16 protein-coding genes and 1 pseudogene are annotated in these 15638 nt (G+C 65.7%); 6 read left to right on the top strand and 11 right to left on the bottom strand.

Annotated elements, in window-relative coordinates; translation table 11 throughout:
- Positions 1-341: pseudogene (locus tag FFS18_RS17660) on the bottom strand (hypothetical protein); the annotation flags it as partial.
- A 111-nt stretch (positions 342-452) separates the two neighbouring features.
- Here FFS18_RS17660 and queF point away from each other — a divergent pair.
- A complete protein-coding gene (gene queF / locus FFS18_RS17050; RefSeq protein ID WP_137871756.1) occupies positions 453-923 on the top strand; it encodes a preQ(1) synthase in 471 nt (156 codons plus the stop codon).
- Positions 924-968: 45 nt separating this feature from the next.
- Positions 969-1379, top strand: a complete 411-nt coding sequence (locus tag FFS18_RS17045) for an acyl-CoA thioesterase (protein WP_137871755.1) — start codon at positions 969-971, stop codon at positions 1377-1379.
- A 27-nt stretch (positions 1380-1406) separates the two neighbouring features.
- Here FFS18_RS17045 and FFS18_RS17040 read toward each other — a convergent pair whose 3' ends face one another.
- The 10 genes from FFS18_RS17040 to hflK all read right to left on the bottom strand — a co-directional run bounded on the left by FFS18_RS17040 (position 1407) and on the right by hflK (position 11053).
- The gene (locus FFS18_RS17040) at positions 1407-1637 is read right to left on the bottom strand and encodes a hypothetical protein (RefSeq protein WP_137871754.1); all 231 of its coding nucleotides are present in this window, start codon (positions 1635-1637) and stop codon (positions 1407-1409) included.
- Between the two features lie 84 nt (positions 1638-1721).
- Positions 1722-3008 carry a cytochrome P450 gene (locus FFS18_RS17035; RefSeq protein WP_137871753.1) on the bottom strand — a complete coding sequence of 429 codons (1287 nt, stop codon included), beginning with the start codon at positions 3006-3008 and terminating at the stop codon, positions 1722-1724.
- Between the two features lie 141 nt (positions 3009-3149).
- Positions 3150-3602, bottom strand: a complete 453-nt coding sequence (locus tag FFS18_RS17030) for a hypothetical protein (protein ID WP_137871752.1) — start codon at positions 3600-3602, stop codon at positions 3150-3152.
- Positions 3599-5194: a helicase HerA-like domain-containing protein gene (locus tag FFS18_RS17025; protein ID WP_502704188.1), complete on the bottom strand. Its 1596-nt coding sequence runs from the start codon at positions 5192-5194 to the stop codon at positions 3599-3601. The genes FFS18_RS17030 and FFS18_RS17025 overlap by 4 nt, the downstream gene beginning before the upstream one ends.
- A gap of 375 nt (positions 5195-5569) precedes the next feature.
- The gene (locus tag FFS18_RS17020) at positions 5570-6106 is read right to left on the bottom strand and encodes a hypothetical protein (RefSeq protein ID WP_137871751.1); all 537 of its coding nucleotides are present in this window, start codon (positions 6104-6106) and stop codon (positions 5570-5572) included.
- A 135-nt stretch (positions 6107-6241) separates the two neighbouring features.
- Entirely contained in the window at positions 6242-6826 is a 585-nt protein-coding gene (locus tag FFS18_RS17015) for a hypothetical protein (protein WP_137871750.1), read from the bottom strand.
- A 101-nt stretch (positions 6827-6927) separates the two neighbouring features.
- Positions 6928-7296 (bottom strand): VOC family protein, encoded by a 369-nt coding sequence (locus FFS18_RS17010; RefSeq protein ID WP_137871749.1) that lies wholly within the window; start codon positions 7294-7296, stop codon positions 6928-6930.
- A 118-nt stretch (positions 7297-7414) separates the two neighbouring features.
- Positions 7415-8908 (bottom strand): trypsin-like peptidase domain-containing protein, encoded by a 1494-nt coding sequence (locus FFS18_RS17005; protein ID WP_120215132.1) that lies wholly within the window; start codon positions 8906-8908, stop codon positions 7415-7417.
- A gap of 127 nt (positions 8909-9035) precedes the next feature.
- Complete coding sequence (gene hflC, locus FFS18_RS17000) at positions 9036-9887, bottom strand: protease modulator HflC (RefSeq protein ID WP_137871748.1); 852 nt, start codon at positions 9885-9887, stop codon at positions 9036-9038.
- Positions 9887-11053: a protease modulator HflK gene (gene hflK, locus FFS18_RS16995; protein WP_120215131.1), complete on the bottom strand. Its 1167-nt coding sequence runs from the start codon at positions 11051-11053 to the stop codon at positions 9887-9889. Before hflK ends, hflC begins: the two co-directional genes overlap by 1 nt.
- A 91-nt stretch (positions 11054-11144) precedes the next feature.
- Here hflK and FFS18_RS16990 point away from each other — a divergent pair, with 91 nt between their 5' ends.
- From FFS18_RS16990 to FFS18_RS16975, 4 genes are all read left to right on the top strand, one after another.
- Positions 11145-12134 (top strand): Mrp/NBP35 family ATP-binding protein, encoded by a 990-nt coding sequence (locus tag FFS18_RS16990; RefSeq protein WP_120215130.1) that lies wholly within the window; start codon positions 11145-11147, stop codon positions 12132-12134.
- Positions 12134-12556 (top strand): CoA-binding protein, encoded by a 423-nt coding sequence (locus FFS18_RS16985; RefSeq protein WP_137871757.1) that lies wholly within the window; start codon positions 12134-12136, stop codon positions 12554-12556. The genes FFS18_RS16990 and FFS18_RS16985 overlap by 1 nt, the downstream gene beginning before the upstream one ends.
- Positions 12553-13149, top strand: coding sequence for a hypothetical protein (locus FFS18_RS16980; protein ID WP_137871747.1), 597 nt, complete (start codon positions 12553-12555; stop codon positions 13147-13149). Before FFS18_RS16985 ends, FFS18_RS16980 begins: the two co-directional genes overlap by 4 nt.
- Positions 13150-13346: 197 nt before the next feature.
- Positions 13347-15635 (top strand): xanthine dehydrogenase family protein molybdopterin-binding subunit, encoded by a 2289-nt coding sequence (locus tag FFS18_RS16975; RefSeq protein ID WP_137871746.1) that lies wholly within the window; start codon positions 13347-13349, stop codon positions 15633-15635.
- Positions 15636-15638: the final 3 nt, after the last annotated feature.

Below are 15638 nucleotides of genomic sequence, written 5' to 3'. Positions count from 1 at the left end.
GGCGACGCCCCTGTCGTCGTGGTCGGCTGGGTCGGGGTCACGCGCGGCGGGGTCGCGGGCGCGGTCTGCGTCGGCGCGGGTGTGGGCGTCGGGGCTGGCGACGGGGCGCGATTGTCGTTGGGGCCAACCGGCGGCAGGCCGTTGTCCGACGGACCCTGCACCCCGGGGGTCCGGCCGTCATTGGCGGGCGGCAGGCGAAAGATCGACGATGGCGCCGGGGTCGGCGCGGGCGACTCGGTCTGCTGCGCGGCGATCGGAGCCGCTGCACCGACCGCGATCATCGCAGCCGCCAGCGGCAAAGCCGCCTGCCACCGTCCCTGCCGAAATTTCCGCACCGTCATTGAAATGTCCGCGATCCCAAACTGCTGATATGCTAGCGGCGCCACTGAATTGGCGCTGAACCGGGCCATCCACGGGATGACAGCGGCCGCGCGCGTCCCTAGATGGTTTCGATGACCGATTCTACCCCTGCGCCGCTCGCGCCGAAACATCTTGGCCAGTCGAGCGACCTTCCTGCCGCACCCGAAGCGGCGATCCTCGACTATGTGCCGAACCCGCGCGCGGGCGAGCTTTATCTGGTCCGATTCGCCGCGCCCGAATTCACTTCGCTCTGTCCGGTCACCGGCCAGCCCGATTTCGCGCATCTCGTCATCGACTATGCCCCCGGCGAAACGATCGTCGAATCGAAAAGCCTGAAGCTGTTCCTCGGCTCGTTCCGCAACCATGCCGGGTTCCACGAGGATTGCACCGTGGGCATCGGGCGCCGCCTGTTCGACGAAATGCAGCCGCGCTGGCTGCGCATCGGCGGCTATTGGTACCCGCGCGGGGGCATACCGATCGATGTGTTCTGGCAGTCGGGTCCGCCGCCCGCGGGTCTGTGGCTCCCCGACCAAGGCGTCGCGCCCTATCGCGGGCGCGGATGATTATTCATCTTTCCGTCACATAATATTGACATTAGTGTCAGCGATATGACCGCCGCCTCGCTCCCGCACGACCACGCCATCGCCGTGGGTTCCGACCAGATCGATTTCATGGGCCACGTCAACAACGCCCATTATCTCAGCTGGGTTCAGGAAGCGGTGCTGTCGCACTGGCGCCACATCGCACCGCCCGAAGCGGTGGCGCAGCATCTGTGGGTCGCGCTGAAGCACGAGATCACATACCGCCGCCCCGCCTTCCTCGACGATCAGGTCATCGCGACCGTCATCCTCGAAAAGGTCCAGGGCGCGCGCGCCTTCTACGAAACGATCATCAAGCGCGGCGAGGACGTGCTGGCCGAGGTCAAATCGAGCTGGTGCTGCATCGACGCCCAGACGCTGCGCCCGGCGCGCCTCGCCAGCGACGTCATCGCGCGCTTTTTCCCGGGCGAGAAGGTTTAGGCATCGGCGGCCGCGGCCACCGACAGGTCACGGGCTGACCGGATCGTCGTCGCCTTCAACCGCCAGCCAGATACCACCGGCAATAATCGCCAGACCCAGCACGATCGCAAGCCAGTTCGCGCCTTCCAGCTCGTTCTGGCCCTCGGCAAACGACGATGCGCGCGCGCTTCCCGTCGCGGGGGCCGCCGACGCTGCGACCGGGACGAGAACGATCGACATGGCGGCCAGCGATGCCGCCGCCTTTTTCAAAGAATTCATCGACAAAGCTCCTTTCAGCGGATGACAGGATACGCCGCTGACCGTTGCTTTGTTCCATCGGCAGAGCCGATTGGGCCGAAAACCCTACGCTACCGCAAACCGGATCGGCAGCCGCTTCAGTCCCCCGACAAACACCGACTCCACCCGCGCCGGATCGCCCGCCAGTTCCACGCTTTTCAGCCGCGGCAGCAGTTCCTCCATCAATATCCGCATCTCCATCCGCGCCAGATGCTGGCCCAGGCAGACATGCGCGCCAAAGCCGAAGGCGATCTGCGGATTCTTCTCGCGGTCGGGATTGAACGCAAACGGATCGCCGAACACATCCTCGTCGCGGTTGGCCGACACATAATTCAGCATCAGCCAGTCGCCCTCGCGAATCGTCTGTCCGCCGATCTCGACATCCTCGCGCGCGCTGCGCATGAAATGCTGGACCGGGGTGGTCCAGCGGATCGCCTCCTCGATCAGCCCCGCCTTGTCGGCCTCCGCGTCGCGAAAGCGCTCGAACAGCGCGGGGTTCTTCGCCAGCTCCATGATCGCCCCCGCGGTCGACGCGCTGGTCGTGTCGTGCCCCGCGGTCGCCACGATCATGTAATAGCCGGACATTTCACGGTCGGGGATATGCTCGCCGTTGATCGTCGCATTGGCGATCACCGTCGCGATGTCCTCGCGCGGGTTGGCGCGGCGTTCGGCGGTCAGCGCGCCAAAGTAATTTTCAAAATCGGCGATGACATAGTTGAGCATCGCGATCGCCTGCTCGGCGCTGGTGATCGCCTCGCGGCTGCGGTTCAGTTCGGGGTCGGTCGGGCCGAACAATTGCTGCGTCAGCATCAGCATCCGCGGCTCGTCTTCGGGCGGCACCCCCAAAATGTCCATGATGACGCGCAGCGGATAATGCGCCGCGACGTCGCGGGCAAAATCGCATTCCCCGCCCGCTGCCAGCATCTGGTCGACGGTTTCGCGGGCGATCTGCCGGATGCGATCTTCAACGATCTTCAGGTTTTTCGGCATGAACCAGCTCTGCGTCAGCAGCCGGTATTTCATATGGTCGGGCGCGTCCATCTGGACCAGCGAGCGGATCAGGTGGCCGTCATTGTTCGGCGTGGCGGCGCGCGCCAGCGCCTCGCCGTCGCGGTTGGTCAGCACCGTCGGACGGATGCCGTTGGCGAAGCGCTGCGGATCACGGCTAATTGCCATGATGTCGGCGTGGCGGGTGACGAGCCAGAAGGGGTCGTGGTCATGGTTCTCCGCGACCGCCAGCGGCGCATTGGCGCGCGCCCAGGCGAGCTGCTCGTGCAGCGCTTCCCACTGGCCGTATGCGACGGGGTCGACGACGGCGGCGGCTACCTCTCCAGGCAATATCGGTTTTGTCATGAAACTTATGCTGCCGCGATTCGGGGGGCTTGTCGAGGGGGCAAGGGCAGACAAATCGACCGTAGCCCTGAGCTTGTCGAAGGGCGCTTCTCGGTGAGGCGCCCTTCGACAAGCTCAGGGCTACGGCGGATATGTCAGGCGCTATTCCGCAACCGCGGGCGCGCCTGCTGGCATCGCGCTGGCCCATTCGGCGCGCGCCTTGCGGATCATCGCCTTCAGCGCGTCGGCATGGCGCTGCCATGCGGCGGCGGTGTGCGCGCTCCACGCATCACCTGCTGCGGCGCCCAGTTCGGCCACCGTCATATCGATAAAGGCATCATATTCGGCGATCGGCAGCGCGCCATAGCTGCGGTGGGTGAACACCAGTTCGGCGACCAGCGGCCACACCCAGGTCTCGCGCTGCGCCAGCCCGAACATCATCTGTAACGTCTCGTCGGTCATCCGCCGCGACGCGGCGTCGACCGAAATGAAGCTGGCGCGGCGTTCCGGGAACGCCGCGAAAAACCGCTCGAACAGCGGGATGCGAATATCGATGCCCGCGTCGGCGGCGACGATCAGGCTCGCCTCCATCAACGCGGCATCGGCATCGCTCACTTGAACAAGCTACCCAAAATCCCGCGCATCAGCTGGCCGCCCAGCTTGCCCGCGACCTGCCGCCCGATGCTCGTCGCCGCCGAGCGCGCCGCCGACTGCACCATCTTTTCGGTCATCGATGGCTTCGCCGCCTCGCGCGCCGCCGCCTTTTCCAGCCGCAGCCGCTCGCGTTCCTCGGCCGCTTTCACCTTCGCCGCTTCCTTCGCGGCGATCGCCGCCTGCTTGTCGGCTTCGGCCTGCGCCTTGGCTTCGATCGCCGCGGCCTGCGCCTGATCGGCCTTGGCGGCGAGCAGCTCCTCGGCGCTCTCGCGGTCGACGAGCGTGTCATATTTGCCCTCGACCGGCGAAATCGACTTGATGATCGCACGCTCCTTGGCGTCGAGCGGCCCGGCGCGCGAGCAGGGCGGCTTGATCAGGGTGCGTTCGACCGGCGACGGCGCGCCGTCGGCCATCAGCAGCGACACCAGCGCCTCGCCGACCCTCAGCTCGGTGATCTCGCGCGCGACGTCGACCTTGGGGTTCGGGCGAAAGGTGTCGGCGGCGGCCTTCACCGCTTTCTGGTCGCGCGGGGTAAAGGCGCGCAGCGCGTGTTGGACACGATTGCCGAGCTGGCCCGCGACATCTTCGGGAATGTCGATCGGGTTCTGCGTCACAAAATAGACCCCGACGCCTTTCGAGCGGATCAGCCGCACGACCTGTTCGATCTTTTCGGTCAGCGCGGGCGGCGCGTCGTCGAACAGCAGATGCGCCTCGTCAAAGAAGAAGACGAGCTTGGGTTTGTCGGGATCGCCGATTTCGGGCAGCGTTTCAAACATTTCGGACAGCAGCCAGAGCAGGAAGGTCGCGTAGAGCTTCGGGCTCGCCATCAGCTTGTCGGCGGCGAGGATATTGACATAGCCGCGGCCATTGTCGTCGCAGCGGATCATGTCGTGGATGTCGAGCGCGGGTTCGCCAAAGAAATGCGCGCCGCCTTGGCTTTCGAGCGTCAGCAACTGGCGCTGGATCGTCCCCACGGTCGCCTTCGACACATTGCCATATTTGGTCGTCAGCTCGTCGGCATTCTCGGCGCACCACGCCAGCATCGCCTGCAAATCGCCAAGGTCGAGCAGCAGCAGATTCTGTTCGTCGGCAACGCGGAACGCAATGGCGAGCACGCCCTCCTGTACTTCGTTGAGCCCCATCAGCCGCGCGAGCAGCAGCGGTCCCATTTCCGAAATCGTCGTGCGAATGGGATGCCCCTGTTCGCCGAACAGGTCCCAGAAGATCACCGGATTGTCGCGATACGCCCATTCGCTGTCGCCAATATCGGCCGCGCGCGCGGCAAAGATGTCGTGCAGCTTCGACATCGGGCTGCCCGCCATCGCCATCCCGGCGAGGTCGCCCTTCACATCGGCGACGAACACCGGGACGCCGACCGCCGAAAAACCCTCGGCCAGCCCTTGCAAGGTCACCGTCTTGCCCGTCCCCGTCGCCCCGGCGATCAGCCCGTGCCGGTTCGCGCGTTTCAGCACCAGCGATTGCCGCGGCCCGTCCGGCGCGCCGCCGCCGCCAAGGCCGATATAGATTTCGCTCGCCGTACTGCCGTCGCTCACCCGCTGTCCTCCATTTTTGGTCCGTTCAAAGGTCTAGAATGGCATGGCTGGTCAGGCAATCGCCAAACGGGTGCACGCGCCGATGCGAAACGGCACGAGAATCGCGCGAAGCAAATAATTCGCAGCCGCTAATCCTCCCTGTGGCGAAGCCATGGGGAGGTGGCAGCGCGAAGCGCTGGCGGAGGGGCAATGGCGCTAGCGTCGCGGCCCCTCCACCATCCCCGCTTTCGCCGGGACGGTCCCCCTCCCCATCGCTACGCGACAGGGAGGATTATTTCCTCATCGCCATCCCGGACCTGATCCGGGATCCATGACGACGGCGCGGCCATGGATCCCGGATCAAGTCCGGGATGACGATAGTCTGGAAACGGCCGATTATGGACGTTCTATAGTAGTTCTTTCTTCATACGTTTTTGCGGCGAGCGGATCGACGATATAGCCATTGGGCGTGCGAACTAAATCTCTGGTCAGTGAAATGCTGCCGTTCGGCATGATCGGAAGCGAGGCGGTTTCTGGCCAACCATCTTTTATGGCTGGCATAAGCGACTTCCGGAACTGGCTTGATCGAACCGGGTCTTTTCCGCGCGAGAAAGAAATCCACACTCGTCCTAGCCGATCTTGGAAATCCATCGCCGAAGCAATCGGCTCCTCGTCATCTTTCCCGCGCCAAACGGTTGCACTAAATGTTTGGGGCGAGACTTCGGATGCCACCTTTAATTCGTCGTTGGTCGCTGCATCTACATGGAAGTCAGCGGCCTCGGCTTTCTCGGTCAGGAGCGCGAGGAAACGACGCTTGTCTGAAGCTGTGGGCAAAGGAACTTCGTAAGCTGCGACGGTCTCTGCTGACCTCGGCTGCTCTACAGCGCCGCAGGCGGCGCATAGGAACAGCAAGATCGGGGCGACACGTAGCATTACGTCAGGATTGGCTTTCTAACGTGTCAAGTCAACGTCCGCTTCCCACCCCATTTCAGCCCTTCGGCACCGATCCGGCCGAAATGACGGCAATTGACCAATCGCGGACCGCCAACGTCGGCGGGGCCGTGCCTATTAGCGGACGGTTGTCGGCACCCAATCAGGAGGCAATTGGTGCCAAGGCTGGTCCGCAGAACGCGCTGCCATCTCTTCTTTGACGCGACGTTCACGCCAAATCGGCCCGCCTACGTGCCATTCGGCTTTCTCCGCTCCAAAATCAGCGATCAGCCGCGCAGGAATATGTTCCTCAGCATCCCAAATCGCCATCAGTTCCATGTTCTGGATCGCTGGGTCATCCACTCTCGTGTCGTGGTCCGACCTGTCGCCGAGCCAGACCGAGACATCAAGCGTCCCTACCGGCCACTGGACCGAGGGGCGTGGGGCCACAAGTTCGCTTACGACGGGAAACCGTCCTAGCTTCTTCCACCTCCCGCTTCTCAGCGCGCGCGTGATCGATGGATAGCCTACGGTAATCACAGACATCACGGGGGCAGCGAGAACATCACTTGCCTTCGACAACTTCCGGTCGCGCCGTCGAAAGAAGCCGACGCGCTTTTCCGGGGTGACTTGCCCATAGTAAATCCAGCTCTCGCTACCTGCGATAGCGTAGAGCATCCCGGCGGTCAGGTCAGCGCGGGCGGTTAGTTGTTCTTCGAACATTCCTTCTTATTGCTGGCGCAATAATGTTCGGTCAACGTCAGCGATGGCGCCATGGCAACACAAATACGGCCATTCCGCATCCCACCCCAAACCGCCGCCCATCACGCCATGATGAACGCGTTGAGCTTGTTCCCATCCGGATCGCGGAAATAGCCCGCGTAAAAGCCATCGCCGCGCGGGCCCGGCGGGCCTTCGCAGGTGCCGCCATTGGCGAGCGCGATGTCGTAGAGGCGCTGGACCTGATCCTTGTCCTTCGCCTCCAGCGCCACCATCACACCATTGCCGACGCTCGCGGCATTGCCGTCGAATGGCTTGGTCAATCCGATGCCCGCCGCGCCGCCCGGCTTGCCCCAAGCGATGAAGGTGTCGAATTCCATCATCCGCGGCGTGTCCAGCTCGGCGGCGATCGCGTCATAAAAAACCGCGGCTTTCGCCAGGTCGTTCGTTCCCAGCGTTACATAACCGATCATTGCCATCTCCCGATTCGGATTTAGGAGAACAAAATAAGAACATAATCTCCATCTTGTCAAGCAAAAAGGGCGCCGGATCCGCGATCCGACGCCCTTTTTTGACCGCAGAACGCGCGTCTTACTTGACGCGCACCGCGATGAACGCCGACGGATTGCCGCGGCGCAAAATCTCCAGCAGCACCGCGTCGCGCCCGGCGCGCTTGGCATCGGCCACCGCCTTCGCCAACGCGTCGCTGGTCGCCACCGGCACCCGGTTGGCGCTCAGGATCACGTCGCCGCGGCGCAGCCCCTTGCGCCCCGCATCGCTGTTCGCCGACGCGGCGCCGATCACCAGCCCCTTGGTCCCGGCATCGACCCCGACCGCGCGCGCGATGTCGGGGGTGACGACCTGGACCGCCAGCCCGAGCGATTCCTGGATCGCCTTGTCGGCCGCGCCGGTCGCGTCTTCCGGCATTGTCTGTTCTTCTTCGGGGTCGAAATTGGTCCCCGCCAGCTCTTCCTCGGGCGGGCGGGTGCCAACCAGCACGTTCAGCGTCATCGGCTTGCCGTCGCGGATGATCTCGAGCGGGATGCGCGTCCCCGGCTTGGTGTTCGACACGATGTACGACAGCGTCTGCTGCGGCGTGACCTCCTTGCCGTTAACCTTGGTCACCACGTCGCCGCGGCGCAGCCCGGCCTTTTCGCCCGCCTGCCCCGGTTCGATACGCTGGATGAACTCGCCGCGATCCTTGGGTAGGCCCAGCGCCGCCGCCAGATCCTCGTCGACCGGCGCGATGCCAATGCCGAGGTAACCGCGCTGCGGACGCTCGCCGGCGCGCAGCGCATCGATCACGGGGATCGCCGCTTCGGCGGGGATCGCAAAGTTGACGCCGATGTTCGCACCGACGGGCGAAATCAGCATGTTGTTGATGCCGACGACATTGCCCTGCAAATCGAACAGCGGACCGCCCGAATTGCCGCGGTTGATCGCGGTATCGGTCTGGATATAGCGGTCATAGGCGCCGGTCTGGCCGATGCTGCGTTGCACCGCCGAGATGATGCCTGCGGTCACCGTCGAGCCGAGGCCGAGCGGGTTGCCGATCGCCACCACCCAATCGCCGACGCGCGCGCGGCTGCTGTCGGCGAATTTCACGAACGGCAGGCCGGTCGCGTTGATCTTGAGCAGCGCGAGGTCCGATGCGGCGTCGCGGCCGACGATCGTCGCCTTATACTCGCGCTGGTTGGTCAGCGTCACGGTGACTTCGTTCACCGCCTCGCCGCGCGGGCCGCCCGAAATCACATGGTTGTTGGTGACGATATAGCCGTCGGCCGAAATCAGGAATCCCGAACCGCCGCCCTGCTGTTCCTGCGTGATCGGCTCGCGCGTCCCGGCAAAGGGGTTGAGCCGGACGCCCAGCGTCACATTCTGCTTGGTCGAGATATTGACCACCGCGGGCTGCAATTGTTCGACCAGGTCGGCAAAGCTTTCGGGCGCCCCCGACCGCGGCACGACCTTGGCGATTTCGCTCTGCTCATTCTGCGCGACCTGCGCGCCCACCGGCGATTGGGTGACCAGCGCCAGCGCGGTGCCACCCGCCAGCAAGGCCGAAGTGATGCCATAAACATAACGCACGATCGATAATCCTCTTCTCTTCGGAAAACTCACTACCCCGGCCGCGATGGTCTGCGGCGAGGCGGCTGAACGCCAATTGAACATGAACGGGCGCTTTCGGTTCCATTCACCGGCGCACCCGGCCCGATCAACCGCCGCTGAAACGCTTCAGATATTCATTGTCGGGCGACATGATGATCGACGTCCCGCCCTGGTTGTTCTCGCCCAGGAAGGTCTGGCGATAGCTCTGCATGGCGCGATAGAAATCATAGAATTCGGGATCCTTGCCAAAGCTGGCGGCATAGATGCGCGCGGCTTCACCATCGGCGTTACCGCGGATGATCTGCGCTTCCTTTTGCCCCTCGGCGCGGATCGCGGTGGCCTCCTGCTGACGCGCGGTGCGCATGCGGTTGTACGCCGCCTCGAGCGTCGCGCCTTCGGGCAGGTCGGCGCGCTTGATCCGCACGTCGATGACTTCGGCGCCGTATTTGTTCGCCTCGCGGTTCAGCGCGACCTGGATATTATCCATCACCGCGCCGCGCTCAGGCGACAGCAAGGTGGCAAAGGTGCGCTTGCCGAGCTCGTTGCGCAGCGACGAGCCCAGGATCGTTGCCAGCTGCTGCTGCAGCCGCTCCTCGGTGCGGATCGCGGTGTACATCCGTACCGGGTTGGTGATGCGAAAGCGCGCAAAGGCGTCGACCTGCAAGCGTTGCTGGTCGGTCGACAGCACCTGCTGGCGCTCCATGTTCACGCCCATGATGCGCTTGTCGATATATTGGATGCCGTCGGTGAACGGAACACGCAGGACAAGGCCCGCGCCCGAGGCGCCGAAATCCTCGTTCGGCTTGTACCGGTTCACGGTGCGCTCGATCTCGCCGAAGCGCAGGATCAGCGCCTGCTTGTCCTCGGGGACGATCGCCAGCGACTGCGACAGGATGACGAGCAGCGCGACGATGCCGACGAGCAGGCGCACGGGGTTCTGGGTCAGCGAACTGAACATCATTCGCCTCCCTTCGTCGCCGCGGCCGGCGGGGTCGCCGCGATCCGTTTCTGCACCTCGTTGAGCGGCAGATAGGGGGTCACCCCGCGCGCTTCGACGACCGTCTTGTCGACGTTCGACAACACATTCTCCATCGTTTCATAATAAAGCCGCTTGCGGGTTACCCCCGGTGCCAGCCGATATTGTTCGTAAATCTGGTCAAACGCCGCGGTGTCGCCGCGGGCGCGCTCCAGCACCTGTTGCTGATAGGCGCGCGACAGGTTGATCGCCGATTCGCGCTCCTGAAGCGCCGCCGTCACTTCCTTGAATGCTTCGTCGACCTGGCTCGGCGGATCGGCCTGACGGATCGCGATGCCCTGGATCGACACCCCGGCGCGATACTGGTTGAGCAGCTCCTGCATGCGTTGCTGGACCTGCGCCTCGATCTCGACGCGGCCGGGGCCGATCGCATCGGTCAGGTTGAAATTGGCGACGGTGGCGCGCATCGCGCTTTCGGCGACCTCGCGGATCGTGCCCTCGGGATCGGCGAGCTGGAAAAAGAACAGCTCGGGGTCGCGCACCGACCAGCGCACTTCATACGCCAAGTCGACCAGGCTCTGGTCGCGGGTCAGCACGAAATTCTCGTCGGTCGCGTTGGGCGAACCGACCGGCATGGTGCGGATCGCGCGCACGTCCTCCAGCCGGATGCGCTCGATCGGCGCCGGCCAGGTAAATTTCACGCCCGGACCCACGGTGCGCGAATAGCTGCCGAGCCGGGTGACGACGCCCTCCTTTTCGGGCGGCACGATGTGGAACGACGAAAAGATCACCCACAGCACGACCGCGGCGAGGACGCCCCATTTCCAGAATTTCGCCGAATCGCCCAGATCGAACTGGCTGCCGCCGCCCGAACCGCCGCCGCCAAAACCGCCGCGGCCCTTGCGCAGCAGCTCGTCGAGCGCCGAGGGGCCGCGCGGCTTGCGGCCGCGATTGATATCGATCGGGTCGGGCGTGACCCACGGGTTACGCGGGCCGGGCTTCTTGCCATCTCCCGAACCGTCACCGTCGCCGCCGCCCTTGGGGCCATTGCCCCACGGGCTGTTCGCCATCAGGCTGATCGCCTCGAAAAATTGCCGCAATCCCCTCGGGCTGCGGCGTCCGATATTGCCGTCGATTTTCTCGTTCATAACGCTTTTATAGGGGCGGCGCGCGCGATTAACAGGGGGTGCGCGCGAAAATGGCTGGCATTCGGGTGCGCGATGCCTATCTGCCGCGGACATGACCGACCACAGCACCGATCTCGCCCGCCTGTCCGATACCGCCGCCGCGCTCAGCGATGGCCGCACCTCGGGGCTGCGCCTGCTCGACGACAACGGATTGCTGGCGGTCGTGCTCGACGTGTCGGGGCTGGCGGCCGAGGACCGCAAGCCGCTCGAGGACAAGCTGCGCGCTGGCCTGCTCGCCGAGCCGGGGGTGAGCGAGGTCCGGATCGCGATGACTGCCGAACGCAAGGCGATGACGATCATTGCGGTCGGCAGCGGCAAGGGCGGGGTCGGCAAATCGACCCTCGCCGCGAACCTCGCGGTCGCGCTCCAGCGTCGGGGCGTCAAGGTCGGGCTGGTCGACGCCGACATCTATGGGCCGTCACAACCAAGATTGATGGACAGCGAAGGCGTCAAACCCGAAGCGCGCGGGTCGAAACTGGCCCCCGTTCCCAATGCCTATGGCGTCCCGATGCTGTCGACCGGTCAGATTGCGGCGCCGGGGCAGGCGATCGCGTGGCGCGGCCCGATGGCGGGGCGCGCGCTCGAACAGCTGGTCGATGCCAGCTGGGGCGACATCGACACGCTCGTCGTCGACCTGCCCCCCGGCACCGGCGACGTCCAGCTGACGATGATCCAGAAACACAAGCCCGCGGGCGCGGTGATCGTGTCGACGCCGCAGGATCTGGCGCTGATGGACGCAACGCGCGCGGTCAGCCTGTTCGAACAGGCCAATGTGCCGATCATCGGCCTCGTCGAAAACATGGCGGGCTACGCCTGCCCGCATTGCGGCGAGGTCAGCGAGCCGTTCGGCAGCGGCGGCGCCGAGGCGGCGGCGGCGACGATGGGCCTCGACTTCCTCGGCCGCATCCCGCTATCGATGGGCATCCGCCTCGCCAGCGACGGCGGGGTGCCGCCCACCGCCGGAACCGATCCCGCCGGTGAGCCATTCCATGCGATAGCGGCAAAGGTCGCGGCATGGCTCGACGCACGAAAGGGCAAATGATGGCGATCAACGACGAAAGCGAAATCCGCGACCTGCTCGGCCAGAAACGCCGCATTGCGGTGGTCGGTGCCTCGCCCAACCCGGCGCGCGCCTCGAACGGTGTGCTCGCCTTTCTGGTCGCACAAGGACATGACGTGATCGCGGTCAACCCCGGCCATGCCGGCAAGACGATCCACGGCGCGCCCGTCGTCGCGACGCTGGCCGACGTCGAGCCCCCCGCCGAGATCGTCGACATCTTCCGCAACAGCGACGACGCCGGCGCAGCGGTCGACGAAGCGATCGTTCACGGCGCGAAGGCGGTGTGGATGCAGCTCGGCGTCATCAACGACGCGGCGGCCCGACGCGCCGACGCGGCGGGACTGGCGGTCGTCATGGACCGTTGCCCGAAGATCGAAATTCCGCGGCTAGGGCTCCTGAAATGAAGATGATCCTCACCCTCGCCGCAGCGACCGCGCTCGCCGGCTGCGCGACGACCGCCGCCACCAGCAATCCGCAGGACGCGTTCTTTGCCGCGCTGACCGCGCATTGCGGCAAGGCCTATGCCGGCAAACTCGCCAGCAATCAGGATGCCGATGCCGATATGCGCGGCAAGGCGATGGTGATGCACGTCCGCGGCTGCACCCCCGACCGGATCGAAATCCCCTTTCATATCGAAGGACTTGGCCCGGACGGCGGCTGGGACCGTTCGCGCACCTGGATCATCACCCGGACCACCACCGGCCTCCGCCTCAAACACGACCATCGCCACGCCGACGGCAGCAAGGACGAGCTGACGATGTACGGCGGCGACACCGCCGACACCGGAACGGCAACGCGCCAAACCTTTCCGGTCGATGCCGAATCGATCGCGCTGTTCACGCGGACGGGGCGCAGCGTGTCGAACACGAATGTCTGGTCGGTCGAAACGACCGCCGACGCCTTCACCTATGGCCTCAGCCGTGAAGGCCGCGATTTCCGCGTGACCTTCGATTACCGCCAGCCGGTCGCGCCGCCACCGGCGCCCTGGGGTTGGTAACAATGATCCTCCCTGTGGCGAAGCCATGGGGAGGTGGCAGCGCGAAGCGCTGACGGAGGGGCAATGGCGCTAACGTCACGGCCCCTCCACCCCTTGCTTCGCAAGCGGCCCCCCTCCCCATGGCTTCGCCACAGGGAGGATGGCATTGCACCAAAAGCCTTTGCCACGCCGACTCCCCCCGCTTATCAGCATTACCGATGGTGGGCATTCGCGACACGGCTCTGAAAAACAAATCGCGCCTGCCGCAGGTCAGCCGCCGCCAGATGCTGGTCGGTGCCACCGCGGCGGGCGGGCTGGCGATCGCGTGGAGCCTGTGGCCGCGCGAATATCAAACGAACCTGACCGCCGCCCCCGACGAGCATGTCTTCAACGCCTTCCTCAAGATCGGCGACGACGGGCATGTCAGCGCGATCGTCCCGCAATGCGAGATGGGGCAAGGCGTCACGACGCTGCTGCCACAGATCATGGCCGACGAACTTGGTGCCGACTGGCGGACGATCGCGGTCGAAACCGCGCCGATCAGCCCGCTCTATACCAACACCTTGCTGGTCGACGAGGATAGCGGCCTGTTCATGCCGCGCGCCGGTGTTCCCGATTTCGTTGCCGACGTACGCGGCTGGGCGCGGCGCGAATGGGCGGTGCGTCACGCGGTGATGCTGACCGCCAACAGCTCGTCGGTGCGGATGTTCGAAGGACCGTGCCGCGCCGCCGCGGCGCAGGCGCGGGCGCTGTTGATGATGGCGGCGGCGGCGCGCTGGGACGCCGATTGGGAAGATTGCGACACGCAGGACGGCTTCGTCATCCTCGGCAAGCAGAAACTGCGCTTTGGCGAAGTCGCCGCCGCCGCCGCGTTGCGCGAACCGCCCGCCGAACCCGTCTATCGCGCCAGCAGCGGCGACCCGCTCTATGGCAAGGAACTGACGCGGCTCGACCTGCCCGCAAAGGTCGACGGGTCGGCGAACTATGCCGGCGATATCCGCCTTCCCGACATGGTATTCGCCGCGATCCGCCAGGGACCGGTCGGCGCGACCCGCCTCAAAAGCATCAACCGCAAGGCAGGCATGGCGGCGCCCGGTCTGCTCCATGTCGTTACCCATGACCGCTGGGTGGCGACCGTGGCGCGCAACTGGTGGGCGGCCAACCGCGCGCTCGACCGTTTTGCGCCGGTGTTCGAGACCGCGGGGACGCCCGTGTCGACCGACCGCATCGATGCCGCGCTCAAACAGGCCTTGAAGGACGGCGGTTATCGGATGTCGCACAAAGGCGACGTCGCCGAAGCGATGACCGGGCGCAACCGCATCACCGCCGAATATGCGGTCGCGCCCGCGCTGCACGCCCCCATCGAGACGCGCAGCGCCACCGCTGCCCCCGACGGTGCGCGGCTGCGCGTCTGGGTCGCAACGCAGGCACCCGCGCAGTGTCGCGATGCGATCGCGGCGGCAACCGGACTGTCGCCCGGCGATGTGGTGCTGTTCCCGATGATGGCGGGCGGATCGTTCGACGCCTGCCTCGACCATAGCGTCGCGGTGCAGGCGGCGATCATCGCGTTGCAGATCAAACGCCCCGTCCAGCTCGCCTGGTCGCGCGCCGAAGAGATCATGCTCCTGCCGCCCCGCGCACCGGTGCGCGCCCGGATGAGCGCGACGCTGAACGCGGCGGGTGGGATCGACGCGCTGGTGACGCGGATCGCGGTGCCGCCGACCAACCACGAGGTCCGCGCCCGGCTGTTCGACAATGTCCCCGCCGACGTCGCCCAGCGCGCCGCGGTCGGCAGCGCCGACGCCGCTGCGGTCGAAGGTGCGGCAACCAGCTATGCCATCCCCCACCATGCGGTCGATCATTGCCCCGCCGACATCGGGCTGCCGACCGGGCGCTGGCGCGGCAATGCCGACAGCTACACCGCCTTTTTCACCGAATGTTTCGTCGATGAAATGGCCACGCGCGCCGGAACCGACGGCTTGTCCTATCGCATGGCGATGCTCGGCGACGCGCCGCTGCTCGCGCGCTGCCTGCTGACCGCGACCAGCCTCGGCGGCTGGGAAGGCGGCGTGTCGGGGACCGCGCAGGGGCTGGCGTGCCACAGCATGCGTGGCAGCCATATCGCGCTGATGGCGACCGCGCGGCAGAGCGACAAGGGCTTGCAGGTCGAACAATTGGTCGCGGTCGTCGACGCCGGGCGCCTCGTCAATCCGGCGGTCGCGCGGCAACAGATCGAGGGCGGGTTGATCTTCGGCCTCGCCGCCGCGGTCGGCGCGACCACCGATTATGCGGGCGGCGTCGCGACCGCGCGCAAGCTCGGCCAGCTTGGCCTGCCGCGCCTGTCGCAAACCCCGCAGATCCTCGTCGAATTCGTCGACAGTGACCGCGAACCCGGCGGCCTCGGCGAAATCGCCGTGCCCGTCGTCGCGCCCGCGATCGCCAATGCGATGTTCGCCGCGACCGGCCGCCGCATTCGCCGCCTGCCCCTCTCGGCGCAGCCCCTATGACCC

Origin of the sequence: Sphingopyxis sp. 2PD (assembly GCF_005503695.1) — a bacterium.
Classification (GTDB): domain Bacteria; phylum Pseudomonadota; class Alphaproteobacteria; order Sphingomonadales; family Sphingomonadaceae; genus Sphingopyxis.
This window is presented reverse-complemented; position numbering and strand designations above follow the sequence as displayed.